General features: G+C 66.5%; 21 protein-coding genes. 15 read left to right on the top strand and 6 right to left on the bottom strand.

Translation table 11 applies throughout. The features are described 5' to 3' along the window. Window positions 1–35 precede the first annotated feature (35 nt). The 6 genes from GEM_RS00320 (at window position 36) to GEM_RS00345 (ending at window position 6,288) form a co-directional block, all read left to right on the top strand. The gene (locus GEM_RS00320) at window positions 36–1,250 is read left to right on the top strand and encodes a cation:proton antiporter (RefSeq protein ID WP_041490569.1); all 1,215 of its coding nucleotides are present in this window, start codon (window positions 36–38) and stop codon (window positions 1,248–1,250) included. Between the two features lie 14 nt (window positions 1,251–1,264). Further along, window positions 1,265–2,380: a YbdK family carboxylate-amine ligase gene (locus tag GEM_RS00325; protein ID WP_014895468.1), complete on the top strand. Its 1,116-nt coding sequence runs from the start codon at window positions 1,265–1,267 to the stop codon at window positions 2,378–2,380. 505 nt (window positions 2,381–2,885) lie between these two features. Further along, the gene (locus GEM_RS00330) at window positions 2,886–3,524 is read left to right on the top strand and encodes a MarR family winged helix-turn-helix transcriptional regulator (RefSeq protein WP_039322562.1); all 639 of its coding nucleotides are present in this window, start codon (window positions 2,886–2,888) and stop codon (window positions 3,522–3,524) included. 28 nt (window positions 3,525–3,552) lie between these two features. After that, complete coding sequence (locus GEM_RS00335; RefSeq protein WP_014895470.1) at window positions 3,553–4,263, top strand: glutamine amidotransferase; 711 nt, start codon at window positions 3,553–3,555, stop codon at window positions 4,261–4,263. Between the two features lie 211 nt (window positions 4,264–4,474). After that, window positions 4,475–5,587 carry an NADH:flavin oxidoreductase/NADH oxidase gene (locus GEM_RS00340; protein ID WP_014895471.1) on the top strand — a complete coding sequence of 371 codons (1,113 nt, stop codon included), beginning with the start codon at window positions 4,475–4,477 and terminating at the stop codon, window positions 5,585–5,587. 179 nt (window positions 5,588–5,766) lie between these two features. Beyond that, window positions 5,767–6,288 (top strand): SET domain-containing protein, encoded by a 522-nt coding sequence (locus GEM_RS00345; RefSeq protein ID WP_014895472.1) that lies wholly within the window; start codon window positions 5,767–5,769, stop codon window positions 6,286–6,288. Between the two features lie 95 nt (window positions 6,289–6,383). Here GEM_RS00345 and GEM_RS00350 read toward each other — a convergent pair whose 3' ends face one another. Both GEM_RS00350 and GEM_RS00355 read right to left on the bottom strand, forming a co-directional pair. Then, window positions 6,384–7,868, bottom strand: a complete 1,485-nt coding sequence (locus tag GEM_RS00350) for a sensor histidine kinase (RefSeq protein WP_014895473.1) — start codon at window positions 7,866–7,868, stop codon at window positions 6,384–6,386. Window positions 7,869–7,984: 116 nt separating this feature from the next. Further along, the gene (locus tag GEM_RS00355; protein WP_006401494.1) at window positions 7,985–8,677 is read right to left on the bottom strand and encodes a response regulator transcription factor; all 693 of its coding nucleotides are present in this window, start codon (window positions 8,675–8,677) and stop codon (window positions 7,985–7,987) included. Between the two features lie 122 nt (window positions 8,678–8,799). On the opposite strand from GEM_RS00355, the gene GEM_RS00360 reads away from it, so the two are divergent. Further along, the gene (locus tag GEM_RS00360) at window positions 8,800–9,030 is read left to right on the top strand and encodes a DUF3717 domain-containing protein (protein ID WP_014895474.1); all 231 of its coding nucleotides are present in this window, start codon (window positions 8,800–8,802) and stop codon (window positions 9,028–9,030) included. A gap of 92 nt (window positions 9,031–9,122) precedes the next feature. On the opposite strand, the gene GEM_RS00365 is transcribed toward GEM_RS00360, so the two are convergent. Both GEM_RS00365 and phhA read right to left on the bottom strand, forming a co-directional pair. Further along, window positions 9,123–9,431 (bottom strand): 4a-hydroxytetrahydrobiopterin dehydratase, encoded by a 309-nt coding sequence (locus GEM_RS00365; RefSeq protein WP_014895475.1) that lies wholly within the window; start codon window positions 9,429–9,431, stop codon window positions 9,123–9,125. A 169-nt stretch (window positions 9,432–9,600) separates the two neighbouring features. Continuing rightward, window positions 9,601–10,527 carry a phenylalanine 4-monooxygenase gene (gene phhA / locus GEM_RS00370; RefSeq protein WP_014895476.1) on the bottom strand — a complete coding sequence of 309 codons (927 nt, stop codon included), beginning with the start codon at window positions 10,525–10,527 and terminating at the stop codon, window positions 9,601–9,603. A 106-nt stretch (window positions 10,528–10,633) separates the two neighbouring features. Between phhA and GEM_RS00375 the strand changes: the two genes are divergently transcribed. Beyond that, window positions 10,634–11,119 (top strand): Lrp/AsnC family transcriptional regulator, encoded by a 486-nt coding sequence (locus GEM_RS00375; protein ID WP_006408082.1) that lies wholly within the window; start codon window positions 10,634–10,636, stop codon window positions 11,117–11,119. A 54-nt stretch (window positions 11,120–11,173) separates the two neighbouring features. Here GEM_RS00375 and GEM_RS00380 read toward each other — a convergent pair whose 3' ends face one another. Together GEM_RS00380 and GEM_RS00385 are read right to left on the bottom strand one after the other, a co-directional pair. After that, window positions 11,174–11,707, bottom strand: a complete 534-nt coding sequence (locus tag GEM_RS00380; RefSeq protein ID WP_014895477.1) for a class IV adenylate cyclase — start codon at window positions 11,705–11,707, stop codon at window positions 11,174–11,176. A 238-nt stretch (window positions 11,708–11,945) separates the two neighbouring features. Further along, the gene (locus tag GEM_RS00385) at window positions 11,946–12,845 is read right to left on the bottom strand and encodes a LysR family transcriptional regulator (RefSeq protein ID WP_014895478.1); all 900 of its coding nucleotides are present in this window, start codon (window positions 12,843–12,845) and stop codon (window positions 11,946–11,948) included. A gap of 263 nt (window positions 12,846–13,108) precedes the next feature. Here GEM_RS00385 and GEM_RS00390 point away from each other — a divergent pair, with 263 nt between their 5' ends. The 7 genes from GEM_RS00390 to GEM_RS00420 all read left to right on the top strand — a co-directional run bounded on the left by GEM_RS00390 (window position 13,109) and on the right by GEM_RS00420 (window position 22,378). Further along, a complete protein-coding gene (locus GEM_RS00390; protein ID WP_014895479.1) occupies window positions 13,109–14,794 on the top strand; it encodes a GMC family oxidoreductase in 1,686 nt (561 codons plus the stop codon). Window positions 14,795–15,295: 501 nt separating this feature from the next. Continuing rightward, window positions 15,296–16,075, top strand: a complete 780-nt coding sequence (locus tag GEM_RS00395; protein ID WP_014895480.1) for an ABC transporter ATP-binding protein — start codon at window positions 15,296–15,298, stop codon at window positions 16,073–16,075. Next, window positions 16,072–16,827 (top strand): ABC transporter ATP-binding protein, encoded by a 756-nt coding sequence (locus GEM_RS00400; protein WP_014895481.1) that lies wholly within the window; start codon window positions 16,072–16,074, stop codon window positions 16,825–16,827. The genes GEM_RS00395 and GEM_RS00400 overlap by 4 nt, the downstream gene beginning before the upstream one ends. A 77-nt stretch (window positions 16,828–16,904) precedes the next feature. Beyond that, on the top strand, window positions 16,905–18,104 hold the full coding sequence (locus GEM_RS00405; RefSeq protein ID WP_014895482.1) for an ABC transporter substrate-binding protein: 1,200 nt from the start codon (window positions 16,905–16,907) through the stop codon (window positions 18,102–18,104). Between the two features lie 114 nt (window positions 18,105–18,218). Then, entirely contained in the window at window positions 18,219–19,103 is an 885-nt protein-coding gene (locus GEM_RS00410) for a branched-chain amino acid ABC transporter permease (RefSeq protein ID WP_014895483.1), read from the top strand. Next, window positions 19,103–20,077, top strand: a complete 975-nt coding sequence (locus GEM_RS00415; RefSeq protein ID WP_014895484.1) for a branched-chain amino acid ABC transporter permease — start codon at window positions 19,103–19,105, stop codon at window positions 20,075–20,077. Before GEM_RS00410 ends, GEM_RS00415 begins: the two co-directional genes overlap by 1 nt. Window positions 20,078–21,220: 1,143 nt before the next feature. Beyond that, window positions 21,221–22,378 carry an ABC transporter substrate-binding protein gene (locus GEM_RS00420; protein ID WP_014895486.1) on the top strand — a complete coding sequence of 386 codons (1,158 nt, stop codon included), beginning with the start codon at window positions 21,221–21,223 and terminating at the stop codon, window positions 22,376–22,378. The last annotated feature ends 175 nt before the right edge of the window (window positions 22,379–22,553 follow it).

Consider the following 22,553-nt stretch of genomic DNA (forward strand, 5'->3'; position numbering starts at 1 on the left):
CGCTGGCGATTGCTTCCAAAGGAGAAGTCACCACGATGAAGTCGGCGTACTCATTCCTGCCCAACTGGCCGCTCGCGCCGGATGCCGTGTTCTGGGCCGGACTCGCGTTGTTTGCGGCCGGTCTGTGTGGCGAGCTGTGCTACCGCGCGTGGCGGCTGCCGCGCATCACCGGCTATGCGGTGATCGGTCTCATCGCCGGTTCGTTCGGATTCGGCGTGATCGACGCGAGCACCGACGAAACCTCGCGGCTGCTGATCGACGTCGCGCTCGGCCTGCTGCTGTTCGAGCTCGGCAGCCGTCTCGACCTGAAATGGATTCGCCGCAATCCGTGGCTGATCGCATCGAGCCTCGCGGAGGCGACCCTGACGTTCGTGCTCGTGCTGTTCGCGATGCTCGCGCTTGGCGTGTCGGGGATGGTCGCGCTCGTGCTGTCGGCGATCGCGATCGCGACCTCGCCGTCGATGGTGATCCAGCTGAAGACCGAACTGCGCGCGGAAGGGCAGGTGTCGCAGCGCCTCATCACGCTGACCGCGCTCAACAGCGTGTATGCGCTCGTGCTGACCAAGCTCGTGACGAGCTGGCTCCACCAGGAAGCGTATGGCAACGTTTTCGCGACAATCCTGCAACCGCTCTACCTGCTCGCCGGTTCGTTCATCGTCGCGTATCTGGTCGCACGCGCCTGCAACTACCTGTTCCGCCACATGACTGCGACGATGCGCGACGAGCATTCATTCGTCGCACTGTTCGGGCTCGTGATGCTCGCGATCGCGGTGGCGCAGGCGCTCAAGCTGTCGACGCTGCTCACGCTGCTGCTCGCCGGCATCATCGTGAAGAACCTCGAAGCGCGTCCGCAGCTGTGGCCCGAGCATTTCGGCACGGCCGGCTGGCTGCTGACGGTGGTCCTGTTCGTGCTGACGCTCACGTCGTTCACGTGGGGCGACATCGCGCTCGGTGGGTTGCTCGCGATCGCGCTGATCGTCACGCGGCTCGTCGCGAAACTGGCCGGCGTGGTCGCGTTCGCGAAGCCGAGCGGGCTCGGGATGAAGCAGGGCGTCGCGCTCGGCATCGCGCTGACACCGATGTCCGCGCTGTCGTACCTGCTCGTCGACGACACCTACCAGCTCTATCCGAATTTCGACCCGCACCTGCGCGCGATCGTGATGTGCACGATCGTGATCCTGCAGCTCGTCAGCCCGTTCGTCGTCTACCGCTGCCTGTCGGCGGTCAGCGAACGCAGCGACAGAAACTGATTCCGGAACCTGCCATGGCACTCGAAACCTTCGTCAATTCCGAGCCGTTCACGTTCGGCGTCGAACTGGAGATCCAGGTCGTCAACACGCACAACTACGACCTGACCAAAGCGGCATCCGACCTGATGCGGCTGATCCAGGGCGAGACCTTCCCGGGCAACATCACGCCGGAAATCACCGAGAGCATGATCGAGCTGTCGACCGGCATCTGCCATTCGCACGAGCAGGCGGTCTCCGAGCTGCATGCGATTCGCGACGTGCTCGTGAAGGCGGCCGACCAGCTCAACGTCGGGCTGGGCGGCGGCGGCACGCACGCGTTCCAGCAATGGAGCGACCGGCAGATCTACGACGCGCCGCGCTTCCAGTACATCTCCGAGCTGTACGGCTATCTCGCGAAGCAGTTCACCGTGTTCGGCCAGCACGTGCACATCGGTTGTCCCGATCCGGACAGCGCGCTGTTCCTGCTGCACTCGATGTCGCGCTTCATTCCGCACTTCATCGCGCTGTCCGCGTCGTCGCCGTTCGTGCAGAACGTCGATACCGGCTTCCATTCGGCGCGCCTGAATTCGGTGTTCGCGTTCCCGCTGTCGGGCCGGGCGCCGTTCGTGCTGACCTGGGACAGCTTCGAGGAGTACTTCATGAAGATGGTCAACACGGGCGTCGTCAACTCGATGAAGGACTTTTACTGGGACATCCGGCCGAAGCCCGGCTACGGGACGATCGAGGTGCGCGTGATGGACACGCCGCTGTCGGTCGACCGCGCAGCCGCGATCGCGTGCTACATCCAGACGCTCGCGCGCTACCTGCTGATCGACCGACCGCTGAAGCTGTCGGAGGACGACTACCTGGTCTACACGTTCAACCGCTTCGAAGCGTGCCGGTTCGGTCTCGAGGGCACCTGCGTCAATCCTCAGACGGGTGAGCGCCGCACGATCGCCGAAGACATCCTCGACACGCTCGACCGGATCGCGCCGCATGCGGCCGCGCTCGGCTCGCGCGCGGCGCTCGACGAGATCGGCGCGCTCGCGAAGGCGCGCGTGAACGACGCATCGTGGTTGAGAACCGTTTTCAAACAGGAAAGATCGCTGAACGAGACGGTTCGCCAGCAGTGCCTGCGCTGGCGCGAGTGAAAAAATGTTTTGCAGATTACGGGCTCGACCGCGCGGCGATTCACTGAACGGCGGTCGGCGCCAATTCGGGCCGGCTGCGTCGCCAGTCGTCCTGAAAATCTGTGGATAACCCGATATTCCGCTTCAAAGTCAATGCTCTGTGGGCGGGATAACCCGGTGGATCGAAGTGGTTTTCCCATTGGCCGATCCGAACAGGAAAATGCTTGCGCGTGCCGCCGTGCAGCCGGCAGGGATTGCCGGCACAACGCAAAAATCAGGTTATCCAGCGATTTTCCACAGAATGAAGGGGATAACTTAGCTGTGCGATTTTCCGCTCTCGCTTAGAATGTCGGCTTTGCGGACACCGGAACGACGTGTGTCTCACCGGTCGCCGCGAACGCGACCGCCGCGTGTGCCTCGCGACGGCCGTGTCGACGCTCTTCATCGAGCGTCTGTTTTGAGATAGACATTCGATCTCCACACTACGGCTGCTCGGCAATCCGGGCGGCGGCAAAGCGAAAAGACTATGAGCGAAGGCGTTTACGGGAATCAGGCTTCGGGACGTGTGACCCACAGCTTGCTGCGGTTGAGTACGGCCATGCGAAGCCAGGCATGGGATTGGGCGGAAGGCGCGGGCCTGACGCCGACGCAGGGCGAGATCCTCGTGCTGCTGCTGCAGCGCAAGGGCCCGATGCGGCTCGGCGAAATCGCGCGTGAGACGCAGCTCACCGCGGCGACCACCAGCGATGCGGTCAGCACGCTCGAGACGAAGGGGCTCGTCGAGAAGCGTCGCGCCCTGGACGACGGCCGTGCGCTCGCCGTGCGCCTGTCGGCTCGCGGCCGTACCGCGGCGAAGAAGGCGCTGCAATGGCCGGAATTCCTGACGAAAGCAGTCGGCAAGCTCGGCGCGGACGAGCAGGGCGCGCTGTACCGCGCGCTGCTGAAGACGCTGCGCGAACTGCAGGTGGCCGGTGCGACGCCGCCGCAGCGCATGTGCCTGACGTGCGCGCACTTCCAGCCGGGCAAGCAGTCGAAGAAGCCCGTGCATCACTGCGCGGCACTCGACCTGACGATGGCCGACAGCGACCTGCGTCTCGATTGTTCGGTGCACGAAGAAGCCGACGCGGCGACGCAAAAGAAGACCTGGAAGATTTTCGCCGGCTGACGTCCGTCGATCGACCGGGAGGCCGATGATGAACGCTGAAGTGGTGGCGATCCGCCACGTGCATTTCGAGGACCTCGGCAGCTTCGAGCAGGTGCTCGGGGAGCGCGGGCGACGGGTACGCTACGTCGACGTCGGATCGTCGCGCGTCGAGGTGCTCGACGCGCTCCAGCCGTCGCTGCTCGTGATGCTCGGCGGGCCGCTCAGCGTGTACGACGATGCGCAGTATCCGTCGATCGCGCCGCTGGCGGCGCTGGTACGCCGGCGCATCGACGCGGGGCTGCCTATCCTCGGCATTTGCCTGGGAGCGCAGTTCATCGCGCGCGCGCTCGGTGCGCGCGTCTATCCGGCTGCGCAGAAGGAACTCGGCTGGGCGCCGCTGACGCTCACCGACGCCGGCCGCGCGTCGCCGATGCGCCATCTCGACGGCGCGGCGACGTCGATGCTGCACTGGCACGGCGATACGTTCGACCTGCCGGGCGGCGCGATCCATCTCGCAGCGACGCCGGCGTGCCGCCACCAGGCATTCGCCTGGGGGCAGCACGTGCTGGCGCTGCAATGTCATCCTGAAATCCGCACCGACCATTTCGAACCCTGGCTGATCGGCAACGCGGGTGAAATCGCGTCGACGCCGGGCATCGACGCGTGTCAGCTCCGGGCGGACACCGCGCAGCGTGGTCCCGCGCTCGAGACGGCCGCACGGCGCATGTTCGCCGAGTGGCTCGACAGCGTCGGGATTTGATCGGAAGCGTGCGGCCCCGTACGTGACCGGCCCGCATGCAATGCAGGCCGGTGTATCGCCGTGATCCGCGTGCGCCCTGCAGCGTCGCCGGCTGCGCGCCGGCCCGACCTGACCTGCCCCCCCTCCGCTTACCGCCGAGCCGGCCGCCAGCACGCTACGGGGCTGCGTGCTACGCTCGTCCGCTCTTTCCCTTTCCTGGCGAGTGGCATCCATGACTGCGCTGTTTTCCCCGTTCACGCTGCGCGGCGTGACCCTTCCGAACCGGATCGTGATCTCCCCGATGTGCCAGTACTCGGCCGAGCGCGGCGAGGCGACCGACTGGCACATGATTCACCTCGGCCATCTCGCGCTGTCGGGCGCGGGCCTGCTCTGCATCGAAGCGACCGCCGTCGAACCCGACGGACGCATCACGGCCGGCGACCTCGGCCTGTGGGACGACGTGACCGAAGCGGCACTCAAGCCCGTGCTGGCGTCGATCCGCAAGCATTCGCCGGTCCGGATCGCGATGCAGGTGTCGCATGCGGGGCGCAAGGCGTCGAGCGAGGTGCCGTGGAAGGGCGGCCAGCTCGTGTCCGTCGCCGACGGCGGCTGGCTGCCGCATGCGCCGTCGGCCCTGCCGCACAAGGACGGCGAGACGCCGCCGCTCGCGCTCGACGCGACCGGCCTGAACCGGATCCGCGAAGCGTTCGCGGCGGCCGCGAAGCGCGCCGCGCGGCTCGGCATCGACGCGCTCGAAGTGCACGCGGCGCATGGCTACCTGCTGCATCAGTTCCTGTCGCCGCTCGCGAACCAGCGCACCGACGAATACGGCGGCTCGCGCGAGAACCGGATGCGCTTTCCGCTCGAGATCTTCGAGATCGTGCGTGCGGCATTTCCGGAGGACCGGCCGGTCGGCGTGCGCGTGTCGGCGACCGACTGGGTCGAGGGCGGCTGGGAACTCGACGACACGATCGCGTTCGCGCACGAGCTGAAGCGGCGTGGCTGCGACTGGATCGACGTGTCGTCCGGCGGCGTGTCGCCGCTGCAGAAGATTCCGCTGTCGCCGGGTTATCAGGTGCCGTTCGCGCAGGCGGTGAAGCGCGCGGTCGGGATGCCGACGATCGCGGTCGGCCTCATCAACGACCCCGCGCACGCGAACCGGCTGATCGAGGCCGGCGATGCCGATTTCGTCGCGATGGCACGCGCGATGCTGTACGACCCGCGCTGGCCGTGGCATGCGGCCGCCGAGCTCGGCGCGGAGGTTGCGGCGCCGCCGCAGTACTGGCGTTCGCAGCCGCGCGAGCACAAGGCGTTGTTCGGCGACATCGCTTTCGGCCAGCGCTGAGTGTCCTGCGCGCAATATTGCGCGCGATGTTGAGCGAAGCAATCGTGAACGTGTAGGATGCGGGTGATTCGCCGTATGCCCCGACGCGGCACCGACCGGTGCCGCGTTTTGTTTGGCGCGACCCAGGGCCGTGACCGCGGCCGTATTCCATTCAAGTCGTCTTCACAAGGATTCGTTCGATGAGTTCACGCAGGATCGCGGTGCGCCGCTCGGGAGTACACGGCAAGGGCGTGTTCGCGGTGGAGCCGATCAAGGCCGGCGAGCGCGTAGTGGAATACAAGGGCGAGCGAATTTCGTGGAAGGAAGCGCTGCGTCGCCACCCGCACGATCCGAACGAGCCGAACCATACGTTCTACTTCGCACTGGAAGAGGGTGGGGTGATCGACGGCAAGATCGACGGCAACAGCGCGCGCTGGATCAACCATTCGTGCGCGCCGAATTGCGAGGCCGAGGAGGTCAAGGGCCGCGTGTTCATCCACGCGCTGCGCGATATCGGGCCGGAAGAGGAGCTGTTCTACGACTACGGCCTCGTGATCGACGAGAAGCTGACGAAGAAGCTCAAGCGCGAATACGCATGCCATTGCGGCGCGGCCGCGTGCCGCGGCACGCTGCTCGCGACGCCCGACGACGACGGCAAGAAGAAAAAGAAGAAGGACGGCAAGTCCGAGGCCGGCGCGAAGGACAAGAAAAAGCAGAAGTGACCGGGGCGGCCGCGCATCGTGCGCGGCCGCCTCACCGGACGGCCGCCGCGCGGCCATTGTTCCGTCCCTCCCGATACGGGCTCGCCCGGCGCGACTCAGTGCGTCGGTGCGGCGGCCGGCGTCTCGCTGACCGGCTTCTGGGTGCGCTCGGCGAGCGGCACCCGAACCACGAAGCGCGAGCCGCCTTCCGACGCATCCTCGTACGACACCGTGCCGCCGTGCATCGCGATGATGTCGTGCACGATCGCAAGGCCGAGCCCGGCGCCTGTTTCGACGCCGTTGCCGCTTTGCGCATCGCCGCGGAAGAAGCGCTTGAACAGGTCGGCCTGCTGGTTCGCGGGCACGCCCGGGCCGTTGTCCTCGACGACGATCTCGGCTGCCGGCAGGCCGTCCTCGAGCATCCCGCGCGCGACGTTCACCGTGATCCGCGCACCGTCCGGCCGTGCGAGCGGCACGTATTTCAGCGCATTGTCGAGCAGGTTCGCGATCACTTCGCGCAGCAGCACGGGGTTGCCGCGCACGTTCAGCGTTTCGTCTTCGCCCGGATCGTCGCTGCGCTGGAAGCCGAGGTCGACATGTGACGCGAGCGCGCGCGGCACCCATTCGGCGCCGGTCTCGAACGCCATCGCTGCCAGGTCGACGTCGACGAACCGCGCGGCCTGTTCACCCGGCTCCGCGCGCGCGAGCGACAGCAGCTGGTTCGACAGCCGCACCGCGCGGTCGGCGGCCGCGCGCAGTTCGCGCACGGCGGTGTAGGTCTGCTGCGGGTCGCGCGCGACGGCCGCCTGCTCGGCATGCAGTTTCACGGCCGTGAGCGGCGTGCGCAGCTGGTGCGCGGCGTCGGCGATGAACTTGCGCTGCGCGTCGAGCGCGGTCTTCAGGCGGCCGAGCAGTGCGTTCATCGCGCTCGTCAGCGGCCGGATCTCGAGCGGCACGTCGGTTTCGTCGACCGGTTCCAGCGACGTGTGGGTCTGCCGGTTCAGCGAATCGGCGAGATGGGTGAGCGGGCCGAGCTGCTGGTTCACGACGCGCCACACGATGCCCCAGCCCGCGAGCAGCAGCAGCAGCAGCGGCATCATGATCGCGACGAGGAATTCGGCCGCGATCCGGTAGCGGTGCCGCACCGGCTGCGCGACCTCGACCACCATCGGCCGGCCGCCCTCGACCTCGTCGACGCGCACCTGCGCGACCCGCACCGCGCGGTTGTCGTACTCGGCCTCGAACACGTACGCGTGATGCATGCGGCGCACGTTGATGCCGCGTAGCGGCAGCTTCGGGTCGCCGGCGAGTTCCTGTTCGCCGTCGCTGATCCGGTAGATCAGCGCCTCGGCCGGATCGGAGAACATCGCCTGCGCGAGCGGCGGCACCGTGAACGGCGCGTCGGGGCCGGCGATCTGGATCTGTTTGGAGATGGCGGTCGCGAGATCGGCGAGCGAGCGGTCGATCACGTGTTGCGTGTATTGCCACGCGAGCCAGTAGGCAATCAGGCCGCTCATCAGCGCGAGCATCGACAGCGGTGCGGCGAGGCGCCGGAGCAGCGAGCGGCGCAGGCTGGTGGTGACAGCCGGATCAGGAGACATTTCGACGGGCAAATGGATAAGCGCCGCTCACGGGGAGCGGCGCGGTCGTGCGTCGGACGGCGACGCGGGCAGGGCGGCTCGCCGGCGGCACGCGGCCGGCCGGCGTGCGGCGCCGCTCAGACGCTCGCCGTCTGGCGGATTTCCTGCAGCAGGTAGCCGAAGCCGCGCACCGTGACGATTTCGACACGGCACTGCTCGAGTTTCTTGCGCACGCGGTGCACGTAGACTTCGATCGCGGTGTCGCCGAGATCGCCGCCGAAGTGCGTGAGGTGATCCTGCAGCTGGGCCTTGCTGACGACGCGGCCGTGGCGCAGCAGCAGCATTTCGAGCACCGCGAATTCGCGCGGCGACAGTTCGAGCGGCTTGTCATCGTTGAAGATGCGGCGATCGACGCCCGACAGGCGGACGCCGCCGAGCGACACTTCCGGACGCGGCATGTCGCTGTGCGGGCCGCTGCGGCGCATCACCGCGCGGATGCGCGCTTCGAGCTCGGCCGGCTCGAACGGCTTGAGCATGTAGTCGTCGGCGCCGGAGTTCAGGCCCTGGATCCGGTCGTTCAGTTCGTCGCGTGCGGTCAGCACGATGACGGGCGTGTGGCGGTTGGTCTGGCGGAAACGCGTGAGCAGCGTCATCCCGTCGATGCCCGGCAGGCCGAGATCGAGGATCACGAGTTCGTGGCGGTTTTGCGCCAGCGCCTGTTCGGCAAAAATGCCGTCATGCACCATGTCGACGGTGAAGCCAGCCTGTTCGAGGCTGCTCTGGATACCGCGTGCGATGGGGCGGTCGTCTTCGATCAGAAGGAGTCGCATGAAGTTCGCTCAAGTACAATGGGTTGGCGGTTCAGGCACGCGGACAGCACGACGCCGTTTCCACAGGGGCGCCGCATCGCCTGACATCAAGCATGGCGGCCAGCGAACGATTAAATCCAATCATGTCCGATATTTCGATCCACGACCTCGAAGCCGCGATCAATTTCTGGCGCGCCCGCTCGCCATCGAGCGGCGACGAACTCAAACTCTGCGAAGAGGCCAGCGCGCTCTCCAAGCCGTATGCGCTGCTGATTGTACAGCGCGGAAGCGCGCTGCAACTGGAAGGTTTGGACCCCAAGGCGCGGAAAGCGTACGAGACTTACGCGCGCCTTAAGGATGGCTTGGAAAGCTGAAGGCTTTCGCTGAGTACATCCTAGGAAACGTTCAGCGAAATGAAAAGTTGACGCGCCGCGCGTCGAAAGCCGCGCGGCGGTAGAGGGAACGCTCAGGCGGCCGGCTGGGTATGCGTGCACACCTGGTCGATGAACTGCGCGAGCGCGATATCGCGCTCGGTCAGCCCGTCCGCATCGTGGGTCGACAGCGTCACGTCGACGCGGTTATACACGTTGAACCATTCCGGATGGTGGTTCATTTCCTGCGCCTTGATCGCGACGCGCGTCATGAAGCCGAAGGCTTCGTTGAAATCGGCGAAGCGCAGGCTGCGCTGGATCGCGTCGCGGCCCGGCACGGCCGTCCAGTGGGGCAGGCCTTCGAGCCGGGTCTTGCGTTCTTCTGATGTGAGCTTGTGGATCATGTTGCACCTCGTTCGGTAACGGCGCCCGGGCGCGGGCAACGCCGCGCGGCAAAGCCGGTACCGGTCATTGTTTCATAGTTGTGGGACAGGCATCCGGCGACGGGCATCCGGCGACGGGCGTCCGGCCGCGGGCGCCCGCGGCCGGATCGTGCCGGCATGGCCCGGTGCGTCACGCGTCGGCGTCGTCCGTCCAGCCTTCGCCCGTGCCGCGATGCAGCACGCGGTCGCTGTCGACGACCGCGCCGGCCGGGAATTCGGGCAGCCGGGCCAGCCGGTCGGCCAGCGCACGGCCGTCGACGTCGGCGAGCGCGAACAACTGCGCGAAATCGTCGATCACGAAGTAGGTCTTCTGGAACGTGTCGATCCGGTACTTCGTGCGCATCACGCGCTCGAGGTCGAAGCCGAGCCGGTTCGGCGCCGCGCTTTCCAGGCTATACAGGCTCTCGCCCTTGCTCGACACGATCCCGGCACCGTAGATCGACAGCCCGTTCGTGCCGTTCGGGTCGCGGATCAGCCCGAATTCCACCGTATACCAGTAGAGGCGCGCGAGCCGCGCGAGCGCCGCTTCGTCGTCGGCGACCGCCAGCGCGGTGCGGCCGTATGCCTGCATGTAGTCGGCGAACACCGGCTCGATCAGCAGCGGCACGTGGCCAAACAGATCGTGGAAGCAGTCGGGTTCCTGCAGGTAGTCGAGCTGGTCCGGGCGGCGCATCCACCAGGTGACCGGAAAACGCCGGTTCGCAAGGTGCTCGAAGAACACGCGATCGGGCACCAGGCCGGGCACCGCGACGATCTCCCAGCCCGTTGCTGGCTTCAACTGGCGGTTCACGTCGGCGAACGACGGCACGCGGTCGGCCGGCAGGTCGATCTTCCCGAGCCCGGTGACGAATGCGTCGCACGCGCGCCCGCGCAGCAGCGCCGACTGGCGCGCGTAGAGCTGCTGCCACACCGCGTGGTCGACCTGGCCGTAGCGTTCGAGCGGCTGGTCGATGGTGAAATCGGCGCGGGTTTCGAGGCCCGCGTCGAACTGCTCCTGCAGTTTCGCGGTGACGACGGTGGACATGATCAGGCTCTGCACGCTGTGGTTGGGAACCATGCAAGTGTAGAGCGGCCGGCGTGCGGAATGGGCGCAAAGATGGCGTGGATTTGCTTTTTGATGCGATAATCTCGCATCAAAACAGGAATCAATGCGGAGAATACTCATGCTTGAACTCGATCACTTCGATCTCGCGCTTCTGGACGTGCTGCAGCGCTTCGGCCGCGCGACGCACCAGCAGCTCGGCGAGGAAGTGCCGCTGTCGCCGTCGCAGATCGGCCGGCGGCTGCAGCGGCTCGAGGCGGCGGGCGTGATCGAAGGCTATCGCGTGATGCTGCGTCCCGAAAAGCTCGGGCTCGGCGTCACCGCGTTCACGAGCCTGAAGCTCAAGCACCATGGCGATTCGATCATCGAGCAGTTCCAGCAGCAGATCGACGTGCTGCCCGAGGTGCTCGAATGCCACGCGGTGGTCGGTGACGCCGACTACCTGCTGCGGATCGTCGCGCCCGACCTGAATGCGCTGTCGCAGTTCGTGATGAAGAAGCTGATGCGCGTGCCGGGAGTCGACAGCGTGCGCTCGAACATCGTGCTGACGACCTTCAAGCGCAACGGCGCGCTGCCGCTCGCGCACCTGGCGCCCGGCGCTGCGTGATGCGCTGGCCGGGCCGGCGGCGGGGCGCAAGGTCCCGCTGCGGATAGGGCTGGATCAGGTCGCTACGTGCTGCGTGTCGGCGTTCAGCAGGTCGACGTAGGCGACCGCGACGAGATCCTCCTGCGCGACGCCGAGCTTCGCGAACACGTCGTGCGCCTCGGCTTCGCCGCCGGCTTCGTCGTCGTCGGGGCCGAGCACGACCTCCAGTTCGATGAAGTCGCCGAGGCCGTCGACGCGGTCGAGGTGGATGCGCGTGCGGCCGACGAGGTACACGTGTCGTTCCTTCGTCACGATTCCGCGCGTGGTCAGCGCGGTGGCGAGCAGCGAATGCATCGCGTCCGGGTTCGTGACCGGGCTGCGCGTGTAGTACGACGCCTTCGGGCCATCGCGGTCGTCGCGCTGGTAGAAGATCAGTTCGGCCGGCGTGCCGTCCTCGAAGCGGCGCAGCTTCAGCCGGCCGCGCGGCACGTCATAGAAGAAATCCTGCTGGCGGTAGAAGAGCGGCGCTTCGGTCGCGAGCGTCGCCGCACGTTCGCGCAGCTGGTCGAATTCGCGGGCGCGGGCTTTGATCTCGATGTTGCGGGCCATGCGGGTCTCCATCAATCAGGGGTCTCGCGGTGTGCGAACGGACAATCTAGCAAAAAGCCCGCGATGATGGCGTGACGAGCGGCGGCGGCGTGGCGAAGCGGCGCGACGCGGGTGTTTCGGGTCCGCCCGAGGTCACGATTTCTCGCGTGGCTGCAGGTCGACGATTGGTCAGCCGCCGCGCGTTAGCCGCCGAAGCCCGGTGCGCGGCCGGCCGCAGCGACATCGGCATCAGCAGCACTCATATTGCCCACTGGGTCTCGATCAATCGGAGCGCGGCCGCGATCGCGGGTTCGTCGCGTCGTTCGGCAAGCGTCACGAATGTCAGTTCGGTCGGCACCGTCACACGTTCGACGATCGTCAGCGCATGCGCGTGCGCTTCGGCCAGCGCGGTCGAGTCGCGCGCGAGCGTCAGCCCGATCCCCGATTTGACGAGGTCGAGCATCGACTGCTCCTGGTCGACTTCGGCGACCTTCACCGGTTGCGCACCGGCCGCCGCGAACAGCCGCGACAGCAGCCGGTGATGGGCGGACGCCGGCGGCGTCCAGATCCACGGCAGCGCGGCGAGTGCGCGCCAGTCGTGTGCGCGCTGCACCCGCTCCTTCCAGCCGGCCGGTGCGAGCACGCGATACTGGAAATGCGTGAGCGTGACGGTGTGGAACAGCGCGTCGTCGCGCGGATCGTCGTCGTCGGGCCGGCCGATGTAGTAGCCGACATCCAGTGCCTGCGCGCGCACCTGTTCGAGCACCCAGCCCGACATTCCGTGCCTTAGCGCGGTCTCGATCTGCGGATGGGTCTCGACCAGCGCGCGCAGGAAGCCGCCGAGCCGCAGGAAGCCCGGGTCGAGGATCGTGCCGATCCGCAGCCGGCCGCGCACCTCGTGCCGCAGCGCAGCAGCGGCGCGCTGCACGTCGGCGGCCGCGGCGAGCGCGCGCTCCGCGTGCGGCAACAGCGTCTGGCCGTCGCGGGTGAGCGCGAGCCCGCGCGACATGCGCGTGAACAGCCTGACGCCGAGCGTTTCCTGCAGATGCTTGATCTGCAGGCTGACGGCCGGCTGAGTCAGGTGCAGCTGCGCGGCGGCGCGCGTCAGGTTGCCTTCGCGTGCGACCGTCGCGAACGCGCGGAGCAAGGTGAGATCCATCGTCGTGATATGAGCGCAGCTTATAACGCAGTTCAGCATAACTCATTGGATCGGTGGCCGGTGGCCGGAGTACGCTTCATCGGTCGTGTCGCTCGCGACGCACTATGCTGAAAACGACGCGTGGGGCCGCACCGCGCGGTGCACAAAACAAGGCGCTTTGCATGGGACCCGAGTAAGCGCTAAAGCAATAACTCGGGTCGACCGCGAAGCATGGGACCCGAGTAAGTGCTAAAGCACTAACTCGGGTCGACAGGAGACACGTTGTGACTACTCAACGCACGCTCGAGGGCGAATTCGACTACGTGATCGTCGGTGCCGGCACCGCGGGCTGCGTGCTCGCGAATCGCCTGACCGAGGATCCCGACATCCGCGTGCTGCTGCTCGAAGCGGGTGGCAAGGACGACTATCACTGGATCCACATCCCGGTCGGCTACCTGTACTGCATCGGCAATCCGCGCACCGACTGGCTGTACAAGACCCAGCCCGAAGCGGCGCTCAACGGCCGCGTGCTGTCGTATCCGCGCGGGCGCGTGCTCGGCGGCTGCTCGTCGATCAACGGGATGATCTACATGCGCGGCCAGCGCGAGGATTACGACAGCTGGGCGCAGGAAACCGGAGACGCCGGCTGGTCGTGGGACAGCGTGCTGCCGATCTTCAAGCGCAGCGAGGATCATCACGCGGGCGCGAGCGACGCGCACGGCGCGGGCGGCGAATGGCGCGTCGAGCAGCAGCGGCTGCGTTGGGAGATCCTCGAATCGTTCGCGCAGGCCGCACAGCAGACGGGCATTCCGGCGACCGACGACTTCAACCGCGGCGACAATTCCGGGGTCGGCTATTTCGAGGTGAACCAGAAGCGCGGCGTGCGCTGGAATACGTCGAAGGCGTTCCTGCGGCCCGCGATGACGCGACCGAACCTGACCGTGATCACCGGCGCGCAGGCGCAGCGCGTGATCTTCGACGGGCGGCGCGCGGTCGGCGTCGAATACCACGGCGGCGGCACCGACTACGTCGCGCGCGCCCGCGCCGAAGTGCTGCTCACATCCGGGGCGGTGAATTCGCCGCAGTTGCTCGAACTGTCGGGCATCGGCGCGGGCGCACGGCTGCAGGCGCTCGGCATCGACGTCGTGCAGGACCTGCCCGGCGTCGGCGAAAACCTGCAGGATCACCTGCAATTGCGGATGGCGTTTCGCGTCGAAGGCGTGCGCACGTTGAACACGCTGTCGGCGCACTGGTGGGGCAAGCTGATGATCGGCGCCGAATATGCGCTGCTGCAACGGGGGCCGATGTCGATGGCGCCGTCGCAGCTCGGCGCGTTCGCGAAGTCCGATCCGGACGATCCCGCGCTCACGCGCCCCGATCTCGAATACCACGTGCAGCCGCTGTCGCTCGAGCGCTTCGGCGAGCCGCTGCACGACTTCAACGCATTTACCGCATCCGTTTGCCATCTGCGGCCGAGCTCGCGCGGCAGCGTGCATATTGCAAGCCCCGATACGGGTGCGGCACCCGCGATCGCACCGAATTACCTGTCGACCGATCACGATCGTCAGGTCGCCGCGAACGCGCTGCGCCTCACGCGCCGGATCGCGTCGGCACCGGCGCTCGCGCGCTACCGTCCGGAGGAAATCCTGCCGGGCACGCAGTATCGGACCGAAGCCGAACTGATCGAAGCGGCGGGCGCGGTCGGCACGACGATCTTCCATCCGGTCGGCACGTGCCGGATGGGGCGCGCGGACGACGAGCGCGCCGTGGTCGACAGCCGGCTGCGCGTGCGCGGGATCGCCGGGCTGCGGATCGTCGACGCATCGGTGATGCCGTTCATTACGTCGGGCAACACGAATTCACCGACGCTGATGATCGCCGAGCGTGCGAGCGACATGATTCGCGCCGATCGTCGCGCGGCGCACGAAGCGACGCAGGTGCGCACGGAAGCCGCCGTGACGTCGGCATGACAGCCCGCTGACATGCGCGACAGCGGGCCGCCATCCGGGCGCCCGCTGGTTCGCTATGCGAAGCAAGCTGTCGCGTGAGGATCGCAACGGCACGAACGGCAATAGGCGTTGCGCAACGCGCAACTGCACCGCAAGCCGCGCATTTCGCGCGGTTTTTTCTTGTCGCGCGGCGAGGCGACACGCAGCGCGGCATGCCTGCATTCGCGCGGGCACGGACCGTGCGTTTGCGTCGCTATCGATGATGCACGTGTCAAAAAAACGCGGTGCAAATTCGCGTGCAGCCGCACCCCGCATGGCGGCCAGCCCTATAAGTGCAAATCCCGATGATTGCACTGCACCAACGGGGAGACAATGTTGCGCAGTGTGCATACGCGTCGGCGCGGGAGACCACCCTCGATGCGTAATATGGCGTCCGGGGGCAGCCTGCTCATCCGCTGACCTGTTCGCGGTCGCTGGCGCGAATCTTCCCGGTGCTTCGCCTGACTTCGTACGGAAGGGAACATGATTCTCGGCGACACGATTCTGGAAACACGCGGACTAACGAAAGAATTCAGGGGCTTCACCGCCGTGAACGGTGTCAACCTGCGTGTGCGCCGCGGTTCGATCCACGCGTTGATCGGACCGAACGGCGCGGGCAAGACCACCTGCTTCAACCTGTTGACCAAGTTCCTGACACCGACGGCCGGTCAGATCGTCTTCAACGGGATCGACATCACCGACGAGCGGCCCGCACAGGTCGCGCGGCGCGGCATCATTCGTTCATTCCAGATCTCTGCGGTATTTCCGCATCTGACCGCGTTGCAGAACGTGCGCATCGGCCTGCAGCGCTCGCTCGGCACCGAATTCCATTTCTGGCGCAGCGAGCGCACGTTGCAGCGCCTCGACGATCGCGCGATGGACCTGCTCACGCAGGTCGGCCTCACCGATTTCGCGCACGTGCCGACCGTCGAGCTCGCCTACGGCCGCAAGCGCGCGCTCGAGATCGCGACGACGCTCGCGATGGAACCCGAACTGATGCTGCTCGACGAGCCCACGCAGGGGATGGGCCACGAGGATGTCGACCGCGTGACCGCGCTGATCAAGAAGGTCGCGGCCGGCCGCACGATCCTGATGGTCGAGCACAACATGAACGTGATCGCCGGCATCTCGGACACGATCACGGTCCTGCAGCGCGGTGAGGTGCTGGCCGAAGGCTCATATGCGGAAGTGTCGAAGAATCCGCTCGTGATCGAGGCGTACATGGGCAGTGCCGACGCGGCGCTCGCGGGGGCGCACGCATGAGGCACAGCGAACGGGAGGAACGCGAATTGAGCGGCGTCGAAAGCGGCACGCCCGCGCTGGAGATCACGGGCCTCGAGGCCTGGTACGGGGAATCCCACATATTGCACGGTGTCGACCTGAGCGTGCACCGCGGCGAGGTCGTCACGCTGCTCGGCCGCAACGGTGCGGGCCGCACGACGACGCTGCGCGCGATCATGGGCCTCACGGGCCGCCGCAGCGGCTCGATCAAGGTTGCCGGCAACGAGACGGTCGGCCTCGCGACGCATCGCATCGCGCATTTCGGTGTCGGCTATTGCCCGGAGGAGCGCGGGATCTTCTCGAGCCTGTCGTGCGAGGAGAACCTGATGCTGCCGCCGCCGATCGGGCCGCGCGAGCACGCGATGTCGCTCGACGAGATCTACGCGATGTTCCCGAACCTCGCGTCGCGCAGGCAGAGCCAGGGCACGCGGCTGTCCGGCGGCGAGCAGCAGATGCTCGCGGTCGCGCGGATCCTGCGTACCGGCGCGAACCTGCTGCTGCTCGACGAGATTTCCGAAGGCCTCGCGCCGGTGATCGTGCAGGCGCTCGCGCGAATGATCATCGCGCTGAAGGCGCGCGGCTACACGGTCGTGATGGTCGAACAGAATTTCCGCTTCGCCGCACCCCTCGCCGACCGCTTCTACGTGATGGAGCATGGCCGCATCGTCGAGCATTTCCGCTCATCCGAACTGGAAGGCAAGATGCCGATCCTTCACGACCTCCTCGGAGTGTGACGCCACACCGTTTCCCTTGCCGCTAGCCGTGGCGGCCCTCGAACAACCACAACGCATCAGAACAACAGGAGACGTCAATGAAAATGAAGACCCTCGCACACGCTTGTCTCGCGGTCGCGACCGCAGCGTTTACCGCCGGCGCCGCACACGCCGCAGACAGCGTGAAGATCGGCTTCATCACCGACATGTCGGGGCTTTACGCGGACATCGACGGGCAGGGCGGCCTCGAGGCGATCCGGATGGCGGTCGCCGACTTCGGCGGCAAGGTGCTCGGCAAGCCGATCGAGGTCGTCTATGCCGACCACCAGAACAAGGCGGACATCGCCGCATCCAAGGCGCGTGAGTGGATGGACCGCGGCGGGCTCGACCTGCTGGTCGGCGGCACGAACTCGGCGACCGCGCTGTCGATGAACCAGGTCGCGGCCGAGAAGAAGAAGGTCTACATCAACATCGGCGCGGGCGCCGACACGCTGACCAACGAGCAGTGCACGCCGTACACGGTCCACTATGCATACGACACCATGGCGCTCGCGAAGGGCACCGGTTCGGCGGTGGTGAAGCAGGGCGGCAAGAGCTGGTTCTTCCTGACCGCCGACTACGCGTTCGGCAAGGCGCTCGAGAAGAACACGTCGGACGTCGTCAAGGCGAACGGCGGCCAGGTGCTCGGCACGGTGCGGCATCCGCTGTCGGCGTCGGACTTCTCGTCGTTCCTGCTGCAGGCGCAGTCGTCGAAGGCGCAGATCCTCGGCCTCGCGAACGCGGGCGGCGACACGATCAACTCGATCAAGGCCGCGAAGGAATTCGGCATCACGAAGTCGATGAAGATCGCCGCGCTGCTGATGTTCATCGACGACGTGCACAGCCTCGGCCTCGAGACGACGCAGGGCCTCGTGCTGACCGACAGCTGGTACTGGAACCGCGACGCGGCATCGCGCCAGTGGGCGCAGCGCTACTTCGGCAAGATGAAGAAGATGCCGTCGAGCCTGCAGGCGGCCGACTATTCGTCGGTGACGACCTACCTGAAGGCCGTGCAGGCGGCCGGCACGACCGACTCCGACAAGGTGATGGCCGAGCTGAAGAAGATGAAGATCAACGACTTCTACGCGAAGGGCGCCATCCGCCAGGACGGCAGCATGATCCACGACATGTACCTGATGGAGGTGAAGAAGCCGTCGGAATCGAAGGAGCCGTGGGACTACTACAAGGTGCTCGCGACGATTCCGGGCGACCAGGCGTTCGGCACGAAGCAGGAATCGCGCTGCGCGCTGTGGAAGTAAGCGCAACGTAGCGGCGCGTAGCGGCGGCCGCAGCGATGTGCCCGCTGCGCCGCCCGCGTGCGCGACTGCTTGAAGGTTGTGCACGCAACGAAACTCATTCTGACGGCTAAGTCGATGGAAATCTTTGGCATTCCGTTACCGGCGATGCTGAGCCAGTTGCTGCTCGGGCTCGTCAACGGCTCGTTCTACGCGATCCTGAGCCTCGGGCTCGCGGTGATTTTCGGGCTGCTCAACGTGATCAACTTCGCGCATGGCGCGCTGTTCATGCTGGGTGCGATGCTCGCGTGGATGGGCCTGTCGTACTTCGGGTTGCCGTACTGGGCGATGCTCGTGCTGGCGCCGCTGATCGTCGGCGCGTTCGGGATCGTGATCGAGCGTTCGATGCTGCGCTGGCTGTACAAGCTCGATCACCTGTACGGCCTGTTGCTCACGTTCGGCCTCACGCTCGTCGTCGAAGGCGTGTTCCGGTCGATCTACGGATCGTCCGGCCAGCCGTACGACGTGCCGTCGCAGCTCTCCGGCGCGACCAATCTCGGCTTCATGTTCCTGCCGAACTACCGCGCGTGGGTGGTCGTCGCGTCGCTCGCGGTGTGCCTCGTGACCTGGTTCGTGATCGAGAAGACGCGCCTGGGCGCCTATCTGCGCGCGGGCACCGAGAACCCGAAGCTCGTCGAGGCGTTCGGCGTGAACGTACCGATGATGATCACGCTCACCTACGGCTTCGGCGTCGCGCTCGCCGCGTTCGCGGGCGTGCTCGCCGCGCCGGTGATCCAGGTGTCGCCGCTGATGGGCCAGCCGATGATCATCACCGTGTTCGCGGTGGTCGTGATCGGCGGGATGGGCTCGATTCTCGGCTCGATCATCACGGGGCTGATGCTCGGGGTGATCGAGGGCTTCACGCGCGTGTTCTATCCGGAAGCATCGGCCACCGTCGTGTTTGTGATCATGGCGATCGTGCTGCTGATCCGCCCGGCGGGCCTGTTCGGCAAGGAAAAATGATGCAGAGAAAAGTGCTCTATGGCGTGCTGCTTGCCGCACTGCTTGCCGCGCCGTTCATCGGCGCGTATCCGGTGTTCGTGATGAAGGTGCTCACATTCGCGCTGTTCGCGGCCGCGTTCAACCTGCTGATCGGCTATACGGGGCTGCTGTCGTTCGGCCATGCAATGTTCCTCGCGACCGCCGGCTACGCGGCCGGCTATGCGATCCAGACGCTCGGCTTCACGCCGGAGCTCGGCGTGCTCGTCGGGACGTTCGCCGCGACGCTGCTCGGGCTGGTCGTCGGCCTGTTCGCGATCCGCCGGCAGGGCATCTACTTCGCGATGATCACGCTCGCGTTCGCGCAGATGGTCTACTTCATCTACCTGCAGGCGCCGTTCACGCACGGCGAGGACGGCCTGCAGGGCGTGCCGCGCGGGCACTTGTTCGGGCTCGTCGACCTGTCGAACGACGTCGCGCTGTACTACGTCGTGCTCGCGGTGATCGTCGCGGCGTGCGCGTTCATCGTGCGGATCGTGCACTCGCCGTTCGGCCAGGTGCTCGTCGCCATCAAGGAGAACGAGGCGCGCGCGATCTCGCTCGGCTACGACACCGACCGCTTCAAGCTGCTCGCGTTCATCCTGTCGGCCGGGCTCGCGGGGCTGGCCGGCTCGCTGAAGGTGCTGGTGCTCGGCTTCGAGACGCTGTCCGACGCGTACTGGACGATGTCGGGCCTCGTCGTGCTGATGACGCTCGTCGGCGGGATGGGCACGCTGTTCGGGCCGCTGCTCGGCGCGGCGCTGATCGTCGCGCTGGAGGACCGCCTCGGCGACATCGGCGAATCGCTCGCGTCGATCACCGGCGTCGGCTGGTTCCGCTCGCTCGGCGAATCGGCGACGATCGTCACGGGGCTGATCTTCATCGCATGCGTGCTGGCGTTCCGGCGCGGGATCGTCGGCGAGATGGTCGCGCGGGTCAAGACGCTCCGGCCGTCCTGATGGCATCGCGCCGGGCGATGCGACGCGTTGATGCGAAGCACCATCCGGCACGGCCCGGAAGGGTGCCGCGGCGGGCGCCGGCCGGCGCCGCGCGGCAAGGCTGGCGCCCCATTTTCGTGCGGCGATGCACCATAGGGGTAAATGCTAAGTTGTCGCAGGGTGAAAGGTCCTTTAATCTTCGTCTCAGTTCTGATGCACCGCGAAACGAATTTGCAGGTGGAGAACGAGGAGACAATCGAGGCACAAAGTGCCCGGACCCCAAAGCGCTGTTGGACGGAATCCAACAGCGCTTTTTCATTTGCGTGCACGATTTTCCTTCGATGGTGCAGCGGCCGGCGTCGTGTCTGCACGATCGCGCCCGCACCGTGCGTCTCCCGCGGCTCACGCGCGTCCCCCCCGTTCCTCTCCTTTCCTGCAAGCCGTTCGCCGCTGGCGCGCAGCCACGCGCATGCCGTTCGGGCTTACCCGGTTGGCGTGCGCAAATGGCGTCCGTTACACTCAGCTTTCGCCGACCGCGCGGTCGGGAAAATCGGTCGGCAGTTCTCCTACAAGCAAAATGCAGAAGAGGGAGTACGGTTGGATGAGAAGCGCAGGGCGAAGGATCGGGGCAGGAGGGGCGGCTGGTGCCGCTCGTTCGGGGTCGGGTGCGCGTGGGTATCTCGTGGCGTGCGCGAGCCGTCCAGCGGCCGCTATGCGCGTTTCGGCGCGATTTGCCGGGGAGGCTGTTTCGCCAGTCGTTGCGTTCGCATCCGTATCGTCATTCGCGTTCGCATTGGCATGAATGGCCGGCTTTCTCAGCTTGAGCCGCCCGCGCGCGTGGCCGAATCAGTCCGGGCCAGCCTGCCTTCCGCAGATCGTTGCATTCGCATCGATCGCATCTCGCGCAACGGCGCATTCCTCTGTTTGCTTCATTCCGACGACATCGCCGTCGCGCATCGTGTTGCGGTCGAACGACCGTTTCGGCGCGCGATGCGGCGCGCGCGCATGTGGTGTCGTCCGGGCGCTGTCGCGGCGGTGGCGTTTCACGGGAAAACGAGCGTAGGCGTGGTCCGGCGAGATAGTTAAATTATTAACTTGTTTTGGGGAACGGGAGCCGCCCGAGCGACCCGCGGATTTTTCGAGCAGCGTTTGGAGACAACCTAGATGAAGATGAATCGATGGATGGAGGCCGTGCTTGCCGCGGGCCTCGTGTGCGCGGCGGCAACGGCGTCGGCGCAGGTGAAGATCGGCGTGACGCTGTCGGCCACCGGGCCGGCCGCGTCGCTCGGGATTCCGGAAAAGAACACGATCGCGCTGCTGCCGAAGGAAATCGCGGGCAAGAGCGTGCAGTACATCGTACTCGACGATGCGTCCGACACGAGCCGCGCGGTGCAGAACGTGCGCAAGCTGATCGATGAGGATCACGTCGACGCGATCATCGGTTCGTCCGTCACGCCGAACTCGCTCGCGATGCTCGACCCGGTGTCGCAGGGCAAGACGCCGACGATCTCGCTCGCGGCGAGCGCGCAGATCATCTCGCCGATGGACGCGAAGCGCGCGTGGATGTTCAAGGTGCCGCAGAACGACCAGCTGATGGCCGACGCGATCGCCGGCTACATGGCGAAGCACGGCGTGAAGACGGTCGGCTTCATCGGCTTCGCCGACGCGTACGGTGACAGCTGGTACAACACGTTCAACGCGGCCGCCGCGAAGAACGGTCTGAAGGTCGTGTCGAACGAGCGCTACAACCGTACCGACGCATCGGTGATGGGGCAGGTGCTGAAGCTGATGGGCTCGAATCCGGACGCGGTGCTGATCGCCGGCTCCGGCACGCCGGCCGCGCTGCCGGCCAAGACGTTGAAGGAGCGTGGCTACAAGGGCAAGGTGTACCAGACGCACGGCGTCGCCAACAACGACTTCCTGCGCGTGTGCGGCAAGGATTGCGAAGGCGAGATCCTGCCGGCCGGCCCGGTGCTCGTCACCGACCAGCTGCCCGATACGAACCCGGTGAAGAAGCCGGCGCTCGGCTACAAGGCCGCATACGAGAAGGCAAACGGCGCGGGTTCGCTGTCGACTTTCGGCGGGCATGCGTGGGATGCGGGGCTGCTGCTGCAGCATGCGATTCCCGACGCGCTGAAGAAGGGCCAGCCGGGCACCGAGGCGTTCCGCGAGGCGCTGCGCGCATCGCTCGAGAGCGTGAAGGACCTGCCCGTGTCGCACGGCGTGATCAACATGACGTCGACCGACCACAACGGCTTCGACACGCGTGCGCGCGTGATGGTGCAGATCGTCGACGGCAAGTGGAAGCTGCAGGCCGAGTAAGCACCACGTGAAACCGGCGGGCGCGGCGCGAACGGCGCCGTGCTCGCCGTCGGCAGCGCGGCGGGCCTGGCGGCCCGCATCCGCGCCGCATGGAATCTCCGGGAAGCCCCCGCGCGACGCCTGACGCTCCGGTCTTGCGGTCCGCGCGCCCGGGCTGCTCCCGTCGCCGTTTCTC

Source organism: Burkholderia cepacia GG4 (assembly GCF_000292915.1).
GTDB lineage: Bacteria > Pseudomonadota > Gammaproteobacteria > Burkholderiales > Burkholderiaceae > Burkholderia > Burkholderia cepacia_D.

Excerpts from the sequence above, each read along its gene's own strand:
- GEM_RS00320 (WP_041490569.1), top strand. The coding sequence starts at position 36 with ATGAAGTCGGCGTACTCATTCCTGCCCAACTGGCCGCTCGCGCCGGAT.
- GEM_RS00325 (WP_014895468.1), top strand. The coding sequence starts at position 1,265 with ATGGCACTCGAAACCTTCGTCAATTCCGAGCCGTTCACGTTCGGCGTC.
- GEM_RS00330 (WP_039322562.1), top strand. The coding sequence starts at position 2,886 with ATGAGCGAAGGCGTTTACGGGAATCAGGCTTCGGGACGTGTGACCCAC.
- GEM_RS00335 (WP_014895470.1), top strand. The coding sequence starts at position 3,553 with ATGAACGCTGAAGTGGTGGCGATCCGCCACGTGCATTTCGAGGACCTC.
- GEM_RS00340 (WP_014895471.1), top strand. The coding sequence starts at position 4,475 with ATGACTGCGCTGTTTTCCCCGTTCACGCTGCGCGGCGTGACCCTTCCG.
- GEM_RS00345 (WP_014895472.1), top strand. The coding sequence starts at position 5,767 with ATGAGTTCACGCAGGATCGCGGTGCGCCGCTCGGGAGTACACGGCAAG.
- GEM_RS00350 (WP_014895473.1), bottom strand. The coding sequence starts at position 7,868 with ATGTCTCCTGATCCGGCTGTCACCACCAGCCTGCGCCGCTCGCTGCTC.
- GEM_RS00355 (WP_006401494.1), bottom strand. The coding sequence starts at position 8,677 with ATGCGACTCCTTCTGATCGAAGACGACCGCCCCATCGCACGCGGTATC.
- GEM_RS00360 (WP_014895474.1), top strand. The coding sequence starts at position 8,800 with ATGTCCGATATTTCGATCCACGACCTCGAAGCCGCGATCAATTTCTGG.
- GEM_RS00365 (WP_014895475.1), bottom strand. The coding sequence starts at position 9,431 with ATGATCCACAAGCTCACATCAGAAGAACGCAAGACCCGGCTCGAAGGC.
- phhA (WP_014895476.1), bottom strand. The coding sequence starts at position 10,527 with ATGGTTCCCAACCACAGCGTGCAGAGCCTGATCATGTCCACCGTCGTC.
- GEM_RS00375 (WP_006408082.1), top strand. The coding sequence starts at position 10,634 with ATGCTTGAACTCGATCACTTCGATCTCGCGCTTCTGGACGTGCTGCAG.
- GEM_RS00380 (WP_014895477.1), bottom strand. The coding sequence starts at position 11,707 with ATGGCCCGCAACATCGAGATCAAAGCCCGCGCCCGCGAATTCGACCAG.
- GEM_RS00385 (WP_014895478.1), bottom strand. The coding sequence starts at position 12,845 with ATGGATCTCACCTTGCTCCGCGCGTTCGCGACGGTCGCACGCGAAGGC.
- GEM_RS00395 (WP_014895480.1), top strand. The coding sequence starts at position 15,296 with ATGATTCTCGGCGACACGATTCTGGAAACACGCGGACTAACGAAAGAA.
- GEM_RS00400 (WP_014895481.1), top strand. The coding sequence starts at position 16,072 with ATGAGGCACAGCGAACGGGAGGAACGCGAATTGAGCGGCGTCGAAAGC.
- GEM_RS00405 (WP_014895482.1), top strand. The coding sequence starts at position 16,905 with ATGAAAATGAAGACCCTCGCACACGCTTGTCTCGCGGTCGCGACCGCA.
- GEM_RS00410 (WP_014895483.1), top strand. The coding sequence starts at position 18,219 with ATGGAAATCTTTGGCATTCCGTTACCGGCGATGCTGAGCCAGTTGCTG.
- GEM_RS00415 (WP_014895484.1), top strand. The coding sequence starts at position 19,103 with ATGCAGAGAAAAGTGCTCTATGGCGTGCTGCTTGCCGCACTGCTTGCC.
- GEM_RS00420 (WP_014895486.1), top strand. The coding sequence starts at position 21,221 with ATGAAGATGAATCGATGGATGGAGGCCGTGCTTGCCGCGGGCCTCGTG.